The sequence below is a fragment of the Pseudoalteromonas luteoviolacea H33-S genome (genome assembly GCF_001625695.1).
Classification (GTDB): domain Bacteria; phylum Pseudomonadota; class Gammaproteobacteria; order Enterobacterales; family Alteromonadaceae; genus Pseudoalteromonas; species Pseudoalteromonas luteoviolacea_B.
The window spans coordinates 38,343-54,329 of sequence record NZ_AUXY01000102.1; the positions used below are offsets into that span (position 1 = coordinate 38,343).

15 protein-coding genes are annotated in these 15,987 nt (G+C 43.1%); 4 read left to right on the forward strand and 11 right to left on the reverse strand.

Annotation, left to right across the window (positions count from 1 at the left end; translation table 11 throughout):
• Positions 1–257 precede the first annotated feature (257 nt).
• Positions 258–1,481, forward strand: coding sequence for an EAL and HDOD domain-containing protein (locus tag N477_RS20665; RefSeq protein WP_063362915.1), 1,224 nt, complete (start codon positions 258–260; stop codon positions 1,479–1,481).
• Between the two features lie 227 nt (positions 1,482–1,708).
• A complete protein-coding gene (locus N477_RS20670) occupies positions 1,709–3,736 on the forward strand; it encodes a TonB-dependent copper receptor (RefSeq protein WP_063362914.1) in 2,028 nt (675 codons plus the stop codon).
• A 46-nt stretch (positions 3,737–3,782) separates the two neighbouring features.
• On the opposite strand, the gene N477_RS20675 is transcribed toward N477_RS20670, so the two are convergent.
• From N477_RS20675 to ccmA, 10 genes are read right to left on the reverse strand one after another with little or no spacing between them, the layout of a single operon-like run.
• Positions 3,783–4,514 (reverse strand): VacJ family lipoprotein, encoded by a 732-nt coding sequence (locus tag N477_RS20675; RefSeq protein ID WP_063362913.1) that lies wholly within the window; start codon positions 4,512–4,514, stop codon positions 3,783–3,785.
• Complete coding sequence (gene ccmI, locus N477_RS20680) at positions 4,515–5,789, reverse strand: c-type cytochrome biogenesis protein CcmI (RefSeq protein WP_063362912.1); 1,275 nt, start codon at positions 5,787–5,789, stop codon at positions 4,515–4,517.
• On the reverse strand, positions 5,786–6,262 hold the full coding sequence (locus tag N477_RS20685) for a cytochrome c-type biogenesis protein (protein WP_196760670.1): 477 nt from the start codon (positions 6,260–6,262) through the stop codon (positions 5,786–5,788). The genes ccmI and N477_RS20685 overlap by 4 nt, the downstream gene beginning before the upstream one ends.
• Complete coding sequence (locus tag N477_RS20690) at positions 6,259–6,831, reverse strand: DsbE family thiol:disulfide interchange protein (protein ID WP_063362911.1); 573 nt, start codon at positions 6,829–6,831, stop codon at positions 6,259–6,261. Before N477_RS20690 ends, N477_RS20685 begins: the two co-directional genes overlap by 4 nt.
• 2 nt (positions 6,832–6,833) lie before the next feature.
• Complete coding sequence (locus tag N477_RS20695; protein WP_063362910.1) at positions 6,834–8,786, reverse strand: heme lyase CcmF/NrfE family subunit; 1,953 nt, start codon at positions 8,784–8,786, stop codon at positions 6,834–6,836.
• Position 8,787: 1 nt separating this feature from the next.
• Positions 8,788–9,267 (reverse strand): cytochrome c maturation protein CcmE, encoded by a 480-nt coding sequence (gene ccmE, locus N477_RS20700; RefSeq protein ID WP_063362909.1) that lies wholly within the window; start codon positions 9,265–9,267, stop codon positions 8,788–8,790.
• A complete protein-coding gene (gene ccmD / locus N477_RS20705) occupies positions 9,264–9,470 on the reverse strand; it encodes a heme exporter protein CcmD (protein ID WP_063362908.1) in 207 nt (68 codons plus the stop codon). Before ccmD ends, ccmE begins: the two co-directional genes overlap by 4 nt.
• A 2-nt stretch (positions 9,471–9,472) precedes the next feature.
• On the reverse strand, positions 9,473–10,210 hold the full coding sequence (locus N477_RS20710; RefSeq protein ID WP_063362907.1) for a heme ABC transporter permease: 738 nt from the start codon (positions 10,208–10,210) through the stop codon (positions 9,473–9,475).
• A gap of 1 nt (position 10,211) precedes the next feature.
• On the reverse strand, positions 10,212–10,898 hold the full coding sequence (gene ccmB / locus N477_RS20715) for a heme exporter protein CcmB (RefSeq protein WP_063362906.1): 687 nt from the start codon (positions 10,896–10,898) through the stop codon (positions 10,212–10,214).
• On the reverse strand, positions 10,898–11,521 hold the full coding sequence (ccmA, locus tag N477_RS20720) for a cytochrome c biogenesis heme-transporting ATPase CcmA (protein WP_081216527.1): 624 nt from the start codon (positions 11,519–11,521) through the stop codon (positions 10,898–10,900). Before ccmA ends, ccmB begins: the two co-directional genes overlap by 1 nt.
• Before the next feature lie 105 nt (positions 11,522–11,626).
• On the opposite strand from ccmA, the gene N477_RS20725 reads away from it, so the two are divergent.
• The gene (locus N477_RS20725) at positions 11,627–14,179 is read left to right on the forward strand and encodes a flagellar hook-length control protein FliK (RefSeq protein WP_063362905.1); all 2,553 of its coding nucleotides are present in this window, start codon (positions 11,627–11,629) and stop codon (positions 14,177–14,179) included.
• A 2-nt stretch (positions 14,180–14,181) separates the two neighbouring features.
• Complete coding sequence (locus tag N477_RS20730; protein ID WP_063362904.1) at positions 14,182–14,478, forward strand: EscU/YscU/HrcU family type III secretion system export apparatus switch protein; 297 nt, start codon at positions 14,182–14,184, stop codon at positions 14,476–14,478.
• Between the two features lie 224 nt (positions 14,479–14,702).
• Here N477_RS20730 and N477_RS20735 read toward each other — a convergent pair whose 3' ends face one another.
• Positions 14,703–15,812: a serine hydrolase domain-containing protein gene (locus N477_RS20735; RefSeq protein WP_063362903.1), complete on the reverse strand. Its 1,110-nt coding sequence runs from the start codon at positions 15,810–15,812 to the stop codon at positions 14,703–14,705.
• Positions 15,813–15,987: the final 175 nt, after the last annotated feature.

Below are 15,987 nucleotides of genomic sequence, written 5' to 3' on the forward strand. Positions count from 1 at the left end.
AGAGCTTCTCTCCGAATAACAGTAAACTTACTTCTTAACTGATATTGGAACAAAAGCCAAAAACAAAGGCGCACTATATCACGCCTCCTCTTTACCCCCAAGCAAGTCTACGCAAATAGCTGTTATTGCACATTTCACACTCTAAAATATTACCCTTTAGTACCAAAATACTAAGAAAGTGTAAATTTAATAATGAAATACGCTTTATATTGCCTTATATTGAAGTGAAATGAAGTAACGATTGGGTGTCTTGTTCCATGTATTTTTATGCCGCTAGGCAACCTATTTTAAATATAAATAAAGAAGTCGTCGGCTATGAACTGCTGTTTCGTGATGGCGTAGATAACGTGTTTCCTAATATTGATGACGTAGAGGCGACATCAAAATTAATAGAGGGAAGCCAGTTCAACTTCGGTTTAGAAGATCTGACCGACTCAAAGCCTGCGTATATCAACTTTACACTTGAAACAATTCTAAAAGGCTACCCCACCATGATGGGGCGCGACCAACTAATTGTTGAGATTTTAGAAACGGTTCAACCTGGTAAGCGCCTACTGGCCGCAGTGCAAGATCTCAAAGAAAAAGGCTATAAGCTGGTCTTAGATGACTACAAGCATCAAAAAGTTTGGCGTCATTTTTATCCCTATATAGATCAAATCAAAGTGGATATGTTGGTCACCAGTGTTGATGAAATTCATGAGCTCAAAGAGGCCATAGCACCACATAAACATATTGAGCTCGTTGCTGAGAAAGTCGAAACTTACGAACAATATCAACTCGCCCTTGAATTGGGTTTTACACTTTTTCAAGGATTTTTCTTTGCCAAGCCAGAGATGGTGCAAACCAAAGCATTGCCGCCTTCTGAAATGGCATTGGCTGAGCTTTTATACGAAACATCCAGTGTCGATGTCGATTTAAAACGCATCACACAAGTGTTCGAGCGTGATGTAAACCTGAGCTACAAATTACTGCGTTATTCGAATTCAGCCGCCTTCAAACGCAGAGCTGAAATATCCACAATCAAGCAGGCATTGGTTGTACTCGGTAATCAAGAACTGAAAAAATTCCTCTCTTTATTGTTCGCCTCTCAGGTTGCGTCAGATAAGCCCATGGAGCTTATTCGACTTTCCCTAACACGGGCAAGATTCTGTGAGCTGCTCGCAATCAAACACAACCAAATGCGCGATACCGGTATGGCGTTTTTGACCGGTATGATGTCCTTAATGGATGCCATCTTAGATGAAACCATGGACAGTGTGATGCAAAAGCTCCCTTTGACTATCGATATTAAAGACGCTTTACTACAAGGAGAAGGCATGCTGGCGCAATATCTAAGTCTTGTCATGGCGTACGAAAAAGCAAATTGGTCTGATGCTTCTCAATTGACTGAACAGTTAAACCTGCAAACTCAGTCTTTGCCCGAGTTATACTCCGAAGCTCTGCAGTGGTGCGACCAACAGGTGGAAGCTATGGGCATTTAGGCTCATGCTTTCACTCCTTCAATCAGCGATGATGTCTTACATCATCGCTTTGAAACTCAAGATTTTTGAGCTGAATCAATTTTTCAAAGCTTTGTAACCGAGTGCGACATTTTGTCACATCCCAACCTGTTCCCACATCAGTAAAATACGCCTCAGAATAAACTATTGGTAATCAAATCAACTGTCTTACTAAAAAGTTATGTTGATATACAACTCTGAGGATATCCATGAAAAAGCGTCTGATCTGTACCGCGATAACCGCATCCATTGCTTGGCAAGGACAAGCACAATCTGAACAAACGATGGAACACATCGAAGTCATTGCCCCTATGCATAGCCCGCTCGATATCAAAACAGATCCCAAAGCCACAAGGCAACCTCTGCCTGCGCAAGATGGCGCAGATCTACTCTCTAGCATTGCAGGTTTTTCACTGGTTAAAAAAGGCGGCGCAAGTAGCGATCCCGTTTTCAGAGGTATGGCGGGCTCTCGTATTAACATTATCACCGATGGCGGTGTCACATTAGGTGGCTGCGGTGGTCGAATGGACCCGCCAACTGCTTACATTACACCGCAGACTTATGACACTTTAACCGTCATTAAAGGACCGCAAACCGTTTTATATGGTCCAGGTAATAGTGCGGCAACTGTGGTCTTTGAACGTGAATCAGAGCGCTTGCTTGAGCGCGGTACAACAGGTTTTGTTAACACGACACTGGGTGACTTTGGAAAACGCGTTATAAACAGTGATATCAAAACTGGGACTCAAGATTACTTCGCGAGAGTTGCCGCCAGTTACAGTGAAGCTGACGATTACCAAGATGGCGACGGCACTAGTATTCATTCAGCATATGAAAAATGGAATTTGGATACACAATTTGCATACACGCCAGATGATACAAGTTTATATAGTTTAACCCTTGGCCGCAGTGATGGTGAAGTGGCCTATGCTGACAGAATGATGGATGGCAGTCTCTTTGATAGAACGCAAGTGGCTTTGCAAATGTCAAAAAGCGAGTTGAGTGGTTTTGTAACGAGCATTGAAGCCAATGTGTTTTACAACAACATAGATCACATCATGGACAATCACAGTTTGCGCCAATTTATGCCAAATATGATGATGAAAACGCCCGTGTCCTCTAACCCAGACAGAAGAACTTTCGGTGGTAAAGTCTTACTCAATTCAGAGCTCAACGACAAAACTGCTCTGGCCTACGGATTAGATCATCAACAAAACCGCCACCGTATTCGAATTGGCCGCGATCTCGAAAATACCCCCGTCGAATCATTGACTCGTCAAGAAACCGCAGAGTTCGAGCAAACTGGTTTATTTGCTGAAGTTGAATATAGCCTAAGTCAAGACAGCCAATGGGTTAGTGGCTTACGAGTTGACGATTGGCAAGCCACAGATAGACGCCAAACTCGCACTGTGATGATGAAAGTTGTACCTAACCCAACAGCAGATATGACACGCAATGATACCCTAATCAGCGGTTTTACACGTTATCAAGCGCAAACAGAAAACAGCAGTTATTATATTGGTGTTGGGCGCACAGAGCGATTCCCTGATTACTGGGAAGTAATGGGCGGCGGCCGTGGTGCTGTTGATAGCCCAAGTGCATTTCTCGTCGACCATGAAACAACAAATCAGTTAGATATAGGTTGGCTTGGCCAGTCGAGTGCTTTTACTCATTCAGTCTCTGTATTTTTCAACCGTATCGATAATTACCTCCTTACTGATAACCTATATGAAAAAATGGGCATGGCCAGTAAAGTGACGCGCAATATTGATGCACAAACCTATGGATTCGAGGCTGAGAGCCGCTACAACGTCAATAAAAACCTCATGGCAACAGCGAGCATAAATTATGTCAAAGGCGAAAATCGTACTGACAATATAGCCCTTGCTCAACAACCTCCTTTGCAGCTTCGCTTTGCGCTTAGCTATACCAAAGAAAAATGGCAATTTGGCGGTTTATGGCGCGTAGTCCAAGGTCAACATCGAGTCGCGATAGGCCAAGGTAATATTGCTGGCCAAGACATATCTCAAAGCGACGGCTTTGGCGCATTGGCGCTCAACACCTCTTATTCACAATCAGATGATTTGGTCTTTAACCTGGGTCTTGACAATGTATTCGATAAAACCTACGCAGAGCATTTAAGTCGCTCTGGCACAATGGTAAGTGGATACTCACAAACTAGTAAAGTAAATGAAGCTGGTCGAACGGTGTGGCTAAATATGAACTGGAAGTTTTAAGCCACTCATATAAAAGTAAAAAAGCCAGCGTATGCTGGCTTTTAAATTAAAGATTTTCTAAGAAATCATCATCAAAATCTTCTGGCTCTTCTTCCATTGGCGGATTGCCATCATGCAGTTCAAAAAGCTGTCTTTGAAAGTAGATATCCTTTAAAAACATGTACGGGTCTAACGCTTCGTTAAGTAGCTTTTCTTGCGACATCAATGATGCACGTGCTTCAACGGCTCTCAATGCAAATACAATCAAAGTTTGTGGCGTCGTCAGTGCAATCTCTGGCAGCACGATGTTATCAACGAGATCACCTGTGGTATTTCTCACCGTTGATGGTCCCATGGCTGGCAACATTAAATATGCACCATCTCCTACGCCCCAAACACCGAGTGTCTGACCAAAGTCTTCGTCTTTGTGCTCAAGGCCCAGCTCTCTTGCAACATCAAAAAAGCCTAAAATACCTACAGTTGAGTTAATTAAAAAACGTGCAACATTAACCCCTGCATCTCCAGGTTTTCCCTGTAAGGCTGAGTTTATTGCATCCGTTGGCGCCGCGATATTGGTGGTAAAGTTAACAATACCACTGCGCACGGGTGCTGGCGTGATGGCCACATATCCCTTCGCCGCTCGACGCAAAATATAAGCATCCAGCACATCCATATTAAAGTCATAGATGGGTCTATTCATTGATTGCAAGGGATCACGAGGGTCTTCTTTTACCTCAGGGACCTGTGCGCAGCCTACAAGCATTAACGCAAGCGCTGCACCGACAATTTTTTTATACATTTAGCTTCCTGTGCTGGTTATAACACGACTTATAATGACATTAACCTGTTGGCGTGTATCCTTATTTATCGTGACCACGTCGGAGGTGCCTTCAAGCTCACCAGCTTGTGTCATCACCGAGTCATCAACAGAAATACGCGCCGTTATCACAACTTCATTAAAGTTTGATAACTTCAGATCTGGCAACATTGCCATACTATCATTCAAAGTGACAACTAAAGGCAAGTTAAAAACTGTAAGTTTTTGCACTGCAAGTGGCATTCTCGGTCCGTTTGCCGCTTTTGCGAACACAAACAAGGTTGCATTGTCTGGTAATTGACCCAGCAGCTTATCATCAATGCGCACCTGCACACTCAACTGAGGCCCAGCTCCTGAATCCACAGGCTCGGGTTCTCCGAGCTTTTCTGCGATCTCACCAATACGCTGTTTGATCATGGCGTAACGTGGATCATTAGGCTGTACAGTTGACAGTAAAACCTCAAATGCAGATTTAGCCTCAAGCCAATCCTCTCGCTCATACGCTATTAATGCTAACAAAGAAATCGCATCAATGTTTTGCGGCTCAGCCCTAAGTACACGAGATAACATTCTCGCAGCTCGGTTAATACTTGGCTCTGAACCTTCAATTAATAGCGCTTGGCTGTAATTAACCAACACATTGTGATTATCAGGCTGCATGATCAATGCTTTATCAAACGCTTGCATCGCCATTTCATAATCGTTTAAAGACATGGCGACACGTCCTAACAACATCCAAGCAACGGCATCATCACCACTATTAGCTAGTTTAGTTCGCAATCCCAGTGCAAATGCTTGCAATTCGTTAGCCGATAAAGGCTCACCGGTTTGCAGCACTGCCCTTTCACCATATTCGGGTAGCTTTTCCAGCGCTTTTTGCCAATTGGCTATTTGCTGATGGCTACCTGTGAAATAGTAAAAAACACTACTGACAACCAGCGTAAACGCAATACCTGTAGCACCAAGCACTAGATTATTGCCACGCGTATCCAGTGTTTGTTCTGGAGACAACTCATTTAACAGCCGTCTTTTTAACTCAATGACGGACTCTTCAAAGTCATTTTGACCGATGCGCTGATTTTCTAATTCGCCTTTTAGTTCATCTAATCTTTGATGATATATTTCAATACGTTGTGCATTAGCATCATGATCAACTGACACCACTTTTTCTTTGCGAAGAAAAGGCATCACCACAAATAGGCAGCTCAAGATTGCCAGCAACGCAAAAACACCCCACATTTGAGTCAACTCTATCATTGCTGGCGCTCCTTACGCTGATACTGTGCAATCAACTGTTCGAGCCTTTCATCATCTGCTGCGCTCCACTGCTGCTTTTTTGATGCCTTCTTTTGTCTAAACACGATAAAACCAAAACCTAACACGACGATAACCACTGGCAGCACCCACAAAATGATAGTCGCAGGCGTCACAGGTGGCTGGTAATGCACAAAATACCCGTACCTATCAATCATGTAATCAATAACTTCTTGCTTAGAGTTCCCCTCTTGTACTAGAGCCACAACCTTATCACGTAAGTCTTTTGCAACAACCGCATCTGAGTCGGCAATATTTTGGTTCTGACACTTTGGACAGCGAAGTTCTAGTGTCAGCTCTTTAAATGTTTGTGCTCGCTCAGCATTTTTAAATTCATACTTATCTTCAGCAGCATTGGCAACTGTGGCACTTAACAGCAATATCATCACCAACAGCATCACATGTCTGATCTTCATGGTTGCAACTCCTCAAGGGCAGGTAAGAACTTATTTCGCCATACTCGCTGGTTAATATCTCCAGTGTGATGCAGCAAAATTGTACCTTCCTTATCAACCAAAAAAGTCTCAGGTGCGCCCGATACCCCAAGGTCCAGCGCAAGACTGCGCTCTAAGTCCAAAATATTAAACTGATAAGGGTTACCCGCTCGGCTTAACATGGTATCAACTTCTTCTCTGAGTGCATTGATATCAAAATGGTCACCAAAATCTGGGTCATAGGCCTGCTCATAATACAAACCCACTATTTTAACACCCTGCTCACGCAACTTAGTTAAATAGCCCAGCTCAGCAATACATGTAGGGCACCAAGTCCCCCACACATTCATCAAATATACTTCACCCAGTAACTCTTTTTCTGTCCAGCGCTTATTTTCATCCATTAAATCAGGCAAATTAAAGCTCGGCATAGTTTGCCCTAATCGACCGGTTTGTAACTCTCTAGGGTTACCAAACAAACCTTGATATAAAAATACGCACAGCAAAACAAAAATTAAGAACGGCAAAAAGCCCAGTATTTTTCGATTCATAATTAAACTTGAGCCTCTTTTTTCACACGACGACGATAGCGTTTATCTGCCAGCACGACGAAACCAGCCAAGGAAATCAAAATCCCGCCAAGCCACATCCAGCGAACGTACGGCTTATGGTAAATCCGTAATGACCAAGCCCCTTGGCTCATTTGCTCACCTAAAGCCAGATACAAATCACGGAAGAATCCATCATCAATGGCCGCCTCTGTCATAAATTGCATGCCAATATCGTATAACCGCTTTTCGGCATAAAGCTCTGTTACAAACTCATCGTTTTTAAGCACAGTTACGACCCCAGCATGGCCACTGTAGTTTGGTCCTCGGATCTCTTTGACGCCATCAAAGCGGTATTGGTACTCATTTAAGGTCGCAATATCTCCAGGCTTCATAGCAACAGCACGTTCTACCGAATAAGCAGAAGTCAAAGTTACACTGGCAATCACAAAAGCGAGTCCAACATGACCCAGTACCATGGCCCAGTAGCTCAAACCGAGTCGTTTGAAACCTTCTGAAATAGATGTCTGCAATGACACTTTTTGCAATAAATCAGCGATGGTTGAAAACACAATCCAAACCGCCAGTGCCGTCGCCATAAAAGTCAGCACAGAGACTTGCTCATAACTAGAAAACAACCATGCAGCCGTCGCCACAAGGCTAAGCACAACATTGACCAACCATTTTTTTGCCAACGGAGACAATGTGTTTTGCTTCCAGCGCAACATTGGGGCAATCCCTAACAGCAGTGCGAATGGCACGATTAAAATGGCAAACATCTGATTAAAGAAAGGTACCCCAATTGAAATTGAGCCAAGGCCTAATTCTTTGTGGATCATCGGCAGTAAAGTCCCTAACAATACAATTAAGGTCGCAACCACTAAGAAAATATTATTGAGCCACAAAGCCACTTCTCGAGAAGCAAATCGATAACGACCTTCACTATGGACTTGAGAAACACGTGCGGCATACAAGGCCAAACTGCCGCCCACAACCACAGCTAAGAAAGATAATATGTACAAACCTCTGTCAGGATCTGTGGCAAACGCATGTACAGAGACGATGATGCCGGAGCGAACAATGAAGGTGCCCAACAGACATAAGCTAAACGCGGCAATAGCCAGCAATACGGTCCAAGATTTAAATACCCCGCGTTTTTCAGTCACTGCCAACGAATGCAGCAAGGCTGTGGCAACTAACCAAGGCATCAACGAGGCGTTCTCAACGGGATCCCAGAACCACCAGCCTCCCCAGCCAAGTTCAGCATAAGCCCACCAGCTACCTATGGTGATCCCCAAAGTTAAAAATGCCCAAGCAACCATGGTCCATGGTCGAGACCATTTCGCCCAAGTATTATCTAATTTGCCTGTTAATAATGCGGCAATGGCAAATGAAAATGACACAGACAAACCCACATAGCCCATATACAGCAGCGGTGGATGTATGATCATACCGGGGTCTTGTAACAACGGATTTAAATCACGCCCTTCAACCGGAAAGTAAGGTAACAGACGCTCAAATGGGCTCGACATCCACAAGGTATACAACATAAAACCAACGCCAAGGAAACCCAGTACGCCAAGTACACGTGCTCTGAGCACCCATGGCAATGATTTTGACATCAAAGCAACCAGTGCCGTCCAGCTAGATTGCATGACTAACCAGAGTAAAATCGCACCTTCATGTCCGCCCCACGTTGAGGTCACCTTGTAGTACCAAGGTAAGGTGCTACTTGAATGATGTGCCACGTACGCAACGGTAAAATCATCCGTCAACGTGATATAAATAAGAATGCCAAAAGAAAACAATACAAATAAACATTGCCCGAGTGCTAAAGAGGGGGCTGCACGCATCAACCTTAAGTTGCCCGTATATGCACCCCAAAGCGGGAAAATACAAAGAAGCAGGCTCAGTGCCATAGCTAAAACTAGCGCAAAATATCCTATTTCTGGGATCATACTAGTTCTCGCTATTTAAATTATATTTAGGTTTTTCGTGCTTGATCCCTTTTACCGCCTCAGCCACTTCAGAAGGCATATATTCTTCGTCATGCTTTGCCAGAACTTCAAAGGCTTCTATCACATCAGGTTCAATCAAAGTTCCCTGAGCAACAATCCCCTGCCCTTCTCTAAACAGGTCAGGCAAAATACCTTGATAGCGAATGGTCACAAGTGGCCCTGTATCAATGAGTTTGAATTCAACATCTAATGAAGTCTCATCACGCACCACTGAACCAGGCACAACCATACCGCCTATACGCAGCTTTTGGCCAATTGTTGGTTTCTCTAATTCTGGCCCTTTACCGTTCACTAACTCGCTCGGTGTGTAGAATAAGTTGATATTTTCTTGCAACGCATACAAAGTCAAACCAACCGCTGAACCAATACCGAAAATCACGGCAAGGACAGTAAACAAACGCTTTTTACGTCTTGGGTTCATACCTGTGCCTCCATTTCTTTGGCCTTTTTAATGCGCTCTTCTCTGGCCATTTGAGACTTTATTTGTTGTTTTAGTTGTTTGCCTTCGTACAGCGAGCCAAATAACAGGCCCAATATGATGACGGCACAGCTACCAAAAGAGAGCCAAACATAAAATCCATAACCGCCCATGGCGATAAAGTCGCTAAATGATTCAAACTGCATAATCAACCTCGGCTAACTAATTGACGGACCCAAGGACGATGTTTTTCGACCTGTATAATTTCATTTTTAAGACGGATCAAAGTAAGCATACCGACCAGTGCTGCAAACCCTAAAATATTAATCAATAAGGGCCAAAGCATAGATGGATCGATTGCTGATGTATCAAATTTAGTGATAGCGCCTCCTTGATGAAGCGTATTCCACCACTCTACAGAAAAATGAATAATCGGTAGATTGACCACCCCTACAATCGCTAAAATACATGCTGCTTTACCGCCTGCTTTTTTATCTTCAAAAGCATGGAATAGCGAGAGCACACCAAGATACAAAAATAATAAGATGAGCTCTGAAGTAAGTCTTGCGTCCCACACCCACCAAGCGCCCCACATTGGCTTGCCCCATGCAGATCCGGTAATCAACGCAATCGCAGTCATCGCCGCCCCTACTGGCGCAATTGCAATGACAGCCAACTCGGCATTTCGTAGCTGCCAAACCAATGCAATGATGGCAGCAATGGCCATAGAAGAGTATGCCCCCATCGACAAAATCGCCGAAGGCACATGAATAAAGATGATCCGGTAACTATCCTTTTGTTGGTAGTCTGCTGGGGCGTACGCAAGCCCCCACACCCATCCAACCACAATACATAGCACGGACACCACAACAAAGTACGGAAGCAAAGTGTTACACAATTGGTAAGCACGCTCCGCTTTGGCATAAGGATGTAACCACTTCCACATTTTAACTTACACTCACTCTTAAAGCTGACGATATAGCAATTGGTGCGGCGACTAAAGCGACGGCTAACATCGCACCAAGGATTGCAAGCTGCCCACTATATGCTAAAGACATGATGCTAGTATCAATAGCGGACGTTGCAAAAATAAGTACTGGGATATATAGCGGTAAAACGAGTAAACTCATTAAAATACCGCCCTTTTGCAAGCCTACAGTCAGGCCTGCTCCAATGGCCCCAATAAAACTTAATAATGGGGTACCAATTAGTAGTGTTAATATGGTGGCACCGAGCGCTTGCGACTCTAAATTCATCAACATAGAAAACACGGGCGCCATGACCACCATGGGGAGTCCAGCCGTTGTCCAATGTGCCGCGACTTTAGCTAATACAGCCAATGGCAATGGATAAGGGGAAGCAATCAGCTGCTCTAATGAGCCATCCATGTAATCGTCACGAAAAATCTTATCTAACCCTAACATAGTTGATAAAAGCGCTGCGACCCAAATAATCCCCGGTGCCATTCTCGCTAATAAGCCAGGTTCAGGGCCAATCGCTAGAGGAAATAAAGTAATGACAATCAAGAAAAACAGGAGCGGATTAACGATTTCAGCCCGTTGGCGAAAAGCCAGTGTGACATCTTTTTTATAAACGGAGCAAAATAGCGTCCAATATGAATTGCTTACTTGCATCAGTGGCGATACTCCAAAACCAAGGTTTGCAAAGAGCTAAACGAGTTGGTGAGATCTTGGTGAGTTGTTAACAAAATAGCGCCACCACTATCCAAATGCTGTTGAAATTGCGCCTGTAACATAGCAACGCCTTTTTTATCTAAGGCAGTAAAGGGCTCATCTAAGATCCAAAGTTTGGCATCATTAAGCCACAAACGCACCAAAGCTACACGGCGTTGCTGGCCTGCGGATAAGGTTCTGACGGGGACATCTTCTAAGCCGACAAGACCTAGCTTGCCAAGGAGGTCATATATTTCCGTTTGTGCGCTTTTATAGCCGTGAACAGTGAGCCAATGCATGACATTTTCATAAGCTGTGAGCTGCTGATTAACACCTGTTTTATGTCCAATAAACAGCAAGGACTGAGCGAAGTCATCGTAGTCTTCATTAATATTTTTCTTATGAAACAGAACACTACCTTCATCTGGCTGAGAAAAACCGGCTATTATTCTCAGCAACGATGTTTTTCCTGCACCATTTGGGCCTTCTATTTGCATGATTTGACCAGATAACAATGAAAAGTTAAGTGATTCGAACAAACAACGATCTTGTTTGATACAAGTTAAAGCCTTAATCTCTAGCAAAATTTGTTATTCTCACGACCCTAAATGTGGGCGTAAGTCTATCATAGTGATATTGTAATACGAATAATACCTTGTGACCGATTACCGAAAATTTGATTTAGAATAATGAATAAGCAAACAATTCCTGTACAACATCCGGCAAATGTGTCACCAACAACAATATCTTCACAAGGTAGCAACAAGCAGCCGCAATTAGACGCTGATAAGACGTTTTTGGCACGCAACATTGTCATTAAGCCCGACTCGATTCAAATGGAAGTTGCGCTAGAAGGCCGTTGGCAACCGGTACGCTTAAGTAGCGAAGCAAACATAGATCAGGTTTTGAAATTACCGGAAGCACAATTAAAATTAGATGCCACTGGCACTGTGCTTACCCTTGTGACACCTGAAGCGAAATTATCGTTAAAATCAGCACAATCACTTCTCAGTTTACTTGGCGTTTTAAAAGGGTTTGGCGATCACAGTGCCATTCAAACCGACGCACAAATAAAACAAACACCTCATTCACAACTCGCTTTGCCCAAGCTAGGGGTGAACGTCCCAATTCCACCAAGCATAGGCAACTTATTGCAGCAAGAATCTAAATTGGTAGCCAGCCTTAGCGCCAAAAGTGATAAAGTCTTGATGCAAGTATTTAATATGTTTGGCGACAAACTGCATCAAATGCCGGTTGCCAAAAAGGCCATTGCAAAATTAGTCAGTCAGCTCAGTCAACAAACATCTAACTATTTGCAGCTGACGCAAAATAAAAGCACGCTGAAGCTCGGTCTACATCAGCATGACATTACGCAAATTCAAACACCAACACCTACTGAATTAAAGCAATTACAAAAGCAAGTATGGCATGGTGCTAAGCTGAGCACTGCACCGGATGGGATTGAAGTCGCAATCGCGACTAAGTCAACTAAAATCAAACTGGCTACATCACTTAAAAGTATTTTACCCAAGCTAGAAACTCAAGCATTTCAAACTCAATTAAAAGAGGCGACCCAGTCATACAAAGAGCAAACATTAAAATATGACAAACCGCTTTTTAACGTTTCCTTGGCTGATATAAAGCAAACCGTAAAACAGGCCTTGCAAGCTATTACACAGACACCATTTTTTAATCGCGCTGCACAGCAAGATACAAATAAGGCCAATCAGCTCCCAGCCCAGCAAATTCCATCTATCACTGCTACAGCCAAAAGCTATTTACACCAGCCACTTTACACATCAGCAGCACTGCGCCCTGCCAGCGTAGCGTTAATGGCACTCTCTGAGGGTATTAAACAAAATTTCTCTGGGCTGGAGTCACAAAGTCAGTCAGCTATGCACAAACAAAGACTTGTTAGTGCAAGAAGCCAAGCCCCACAATCACCTTTTGGTGACGCAAACACAACAGATCAGCAAAAAGCCAAAAGTATTGCCCCTGATAACAACAAGCCACATAGCTTTGTTCTTCAAGGCGACAAAAAGCAATCAGTGAGCACGCCAAACACACAAGCAAGCTCATCTGTAAATACTTTGCAAAGTGCACAAAGCAGCGCTGCAAAAATGCCATTTGAGATGCGCTTGCAACTGATCCAACAAGTCCTTTCTGCGGCATTACCAAAAAGTAATGGGCCAATTGCAGCTGATCAGATCAGCATGACGCAAACAAAACTCGCGACACAAATGCAATTAACTGATGTGATCCCGTTGCGAGGTGCCCAAAAATCACAAAATGCAGTACCTGCATCACTGCCACTGGCACATATACTTAGCAAACCTTTGCGAGAAGCCGCATTAACAGAAACGCAAACACCAGATCTCAAAGATCCCGCATTGTTGAGCGAGAAAATCTCAGAAAAGATGACCTTTAAAAGCAGCCAGTCGGTGGATCTCACTCGGCTTGTTCACCAGGCGTTTTCACGCTTAATGGACGAAGGAAAAGCAACACCAGACATGGTTAGCCAAGATTTGTTCAGCCGCTTACCGAGTATCGCAACGCCGCTGAACACCAGTGTGCCTATGACGAGCTTTACTCAAGCATTAGATAAATTGCTTGTCACACTGCTAGGCACACAACTCAGTACTCAAAATGAGGCTCAACTGCCAAAAAATGTGTCACAAGAACAACGTATCGCAAGCATGGTAGAAACCTTATTTCCCGGAAATAAATTACAACAACCCAAGCAGTTTATTCAGGCTGTGAATTTATCAGCACAGCAAAATCTGGTTGAGGAACTTGGCTTTATCCAAAATGCCATGTCACCAACTAACCAAACGCAAGCACTTGGTCAAAAGTTTGACAGTGAGAGTCAACTGCTCATCAACTTATTCTTGCCGATGAAAACCCCACCAGAGTGCAGACAAAGTGAATTGCAAATAGGCAACTACAAAAAACCGGCAAAAGCGGGATTGCCAGAAAAGCAAGTATGGTTTGTTAGGCTAAACTTTGACTATGAAGCGCTGGGACAGCTAAGTGTCCAAGCTGAGCTTATGGACAAAGCCGTAGATTGCGAAATTGTTGGTGACAGCCCCAGCGTATGTCAGCTTGCCGAACCTCATCTGGACGCCTTGAGAAGCAAGCTTGCAGCCCATGGCCTGCAAGTGGGTGATATCGCACTGCGTGAAGATGCCGTGCAAGTCAAACAGTTCTACGATAAGCACGCTATCGTCAACATAAAGGTATAAATATGGAACAAAAAACAGCCGTTGGGCTTTTATATGAAGCGGGTAAATCGCCGGAAGTTGTCTGTAAAGGATTTGGAGAACTCGCTGAAGAGATCATCGCTTTGGCCAAAGAAAAAGACATCATGATCCACGAAGATCCTGCCCTGGTGAAAACGCTCGGGCAACTAGACTTACATGAAGAGATCCCTGAAGAGCTCTATTATGTCATCGCTGAGTTAATTGCATTTTCTTATGTGCTACGCGGTAAATTTCCACCGGGTTGGAAAAATTTTCAGGGCAAGCTAAATATAAAAGCCTGACAATTAGAAATATTAATAACGATATTAATGCCTTGTGACACATGGTGCGCACCAATATTTTGTACGCCGCTTCAAATCATAAAATAAGCATTTAAACTGCAAACAAGAATGAATGTGCTTTTTTGCCTTACTCTCATTGCACGCAAAATAGTTGGCTAATATAAAAAAGATGACTTTATGATTTCAATCTCGTTTATTTATATTCTGCCTACATAGATACTTTATTAGAGCACGTTATAACTTGCCCAAGCCACCGCTCTAGAATAAAAGTCAGGTAATGTATGCTGTTGTAGAGAGTTGATTAACCGGCTACTCCATATACCATCTAAATTCCCATTTGTTAGATAAATATATGTCATATAGTCGTCTGTATTTTCTTGATATAAGACAGACACTCTTACCAATGTGCCTCCATCGTGCCCTGCCGTCGACCAACGCCCCACTTCGTCGGTATTCCACCCCAAGGAAAAGTAATTTGTAATACCATTCTTAAGCTTCTTCGGCCGCCAAAAGTCAACTAACAGGGTTTTATTGATCAACTTGCCTTCCATCAAGCCACTCAAGAAAAGATTTAAATCGTATGCCGTCGAATAAGCGCCTGTATGGGCAATACTATAATGAGGAAAGACATAACCATTGGGTTTTAAACTATCTCCCCCATTTGACAGGTATGAACGCACAACGCCTTTAGTAAGGTGATCAACATGAAAAGCGGTGTTGGTCATTTTTAAAGGGCTAAATATGCGTGTTTTAACTAATGACTCATAAGATTGCCCAGTCATAGATTCTAATAGCGCTTTGAGCAGCATATAGTTTGTTTGCGTATACTGAATTTGAGTATTTAATTCAAAGATAGGCTGTTGGGCCCCGAGTTTTTCTATCACCGCATCTTGGTTACTTGGCGCCACTACTTCTTGGTTAGACACAACAAAGTACTCAGGCAGCCCTGATGTATGGTTCATTAAAGCGTTGATAGGTATATGTTGCCAATGACTTGGTAACTTAACATACTCACCTATACGGTCACTTAGTTTAATTTGCTGTTTTTCTACAAGTTGATACACAAGCACATTGGCAAACAGTTTACTTACAGAAAAAATTGGAAACATGCTGTGCTCGTTTAACTTTATATCCTCTTTTTGCTGAGAGGTATCTAATGCATAGTTAAACTTTATATTACCATTGTTACTAATTAATACTGCTTGGGACGGTATACCATGATGTAGCGCATTATTATGAACCTGCTGGATCAACTTATCTTGCAAAGATAAATCAGTTTGCGCACAGCCCACAAGCATCAAAAAAATAATTAAACAAATTAATCGATAAACCATTCACTTTCCTTGGTGAAACTCAATTACTACTATTGTCGCATCGTATATTATCTAATTATTGTAGAGTAATCGAGCACGTTTAGACTTATGTTTTCATAATTCTAATGTCTTTAGCAGTATTTTATATATGTAATAAAAAAGGTGCCATTTGGCACAGGGCAAGAGCATGAAAAAT

Excerpts from the sequence above, each read along its gene's own strand:
- ccmE (WP_063362909.1), bottom strand. The coding sequence starts at position 9,267 with ATGAACCCAAGACGTAAAAAGCGTTTGTTTACTGTCCTTGCCGTGATT.
- N477_RS20690 (WP_063362911.1), bottom strand. The coding sequence starts at position 6,831 with ATGAATCGAAAAATACTGGGCTTTTTGCCGTTCTTAATTTTTGTTTTG.
- N477_RS20695 (WP_063362910.1), bottom strand. The coding sequence starts at position 8,786 with ATGATCCCAGAAATAGGATATTTTGCGCTAGTTTTAGCTATGGCACTG.
- ccmB (WP_063362906.1), bottom strand. The coding sequence starts at position 10,898 with ATGCAAGTAAGCAATTCATATTGGACGCTATTTTGCTCCGTTTATAAA.
- N477_RS20710 (WP_063362907.1), bottom strand. The coding sequence starts at position 10,210 with ATGTGGAAGTGGTTACATCCTTATGCCAAAGCGGAGCGTGCTTACCAA.
- ccmD (WP_063362908.1), bottom strand. The coding sequence starts at position 9,470 with ATGCAGTTTGAATCATTTAGCGACTTTATCGCCATGGGCGGTTATGGA.
- ccmI (WP_063362912.1), bottom strand. The coding sequence starts at position 5,789 with ATGATAGAGTTGACTCAAATGTGGGGTGTTTTTGCGTTGCTGGCAATC.
- N477_RS20670 (WP_063362914.1), top strand. The coding sequence starts at position 1,709 with ATGAAAAAGCGTCTGATCTGTACCGCGATAACCGCATCCATTGCTTGG.
- N477_RS20730 (WP_063362904.1), top strand. The coding sequence starts at position 14,182 with ATGGAACAAAAAACAGCCGTTGGGCTTTTATATGAAGCGGGTAAATCG.
- N477_RS20685 (WP_196760670.1), bottom strand. The coding sequence starts at position 6,262 with ATGAAGATCAGACATGTGATGCTGTTGGTGATGATATTGCTGTTAAGT.
- N477_RS20735 (WP_063362903.1), bottom strand. The coding sequence starts at position 15,812 with ATGGTTTATCGATTAATTTGTTTAATTATTTTTTTGATGCTTGTGGGC.
- N477_RS20665 (WP_063362915.1), top strand. The coding sequence starts at position 258 with ATGTATTTTTATGCCGCTAGGCAACCTATTTTAAATATAAATAAAGAA.
- N477_RS20725 (WP_063362905.1), top strand. The coding sequence starts at position 11,627 with ATGAATAAGCAAACAATTCCTGTACAACATCCGGCAAATGTGTCACCA.
- N477_RS20675 (WP_063362913.1), bottom strand. The coding sequence starts at position 4,514 with ATGTATAAAAAAATTGTCGGTGCAGCGCTTGCGTTAATGCTTGTAGGC.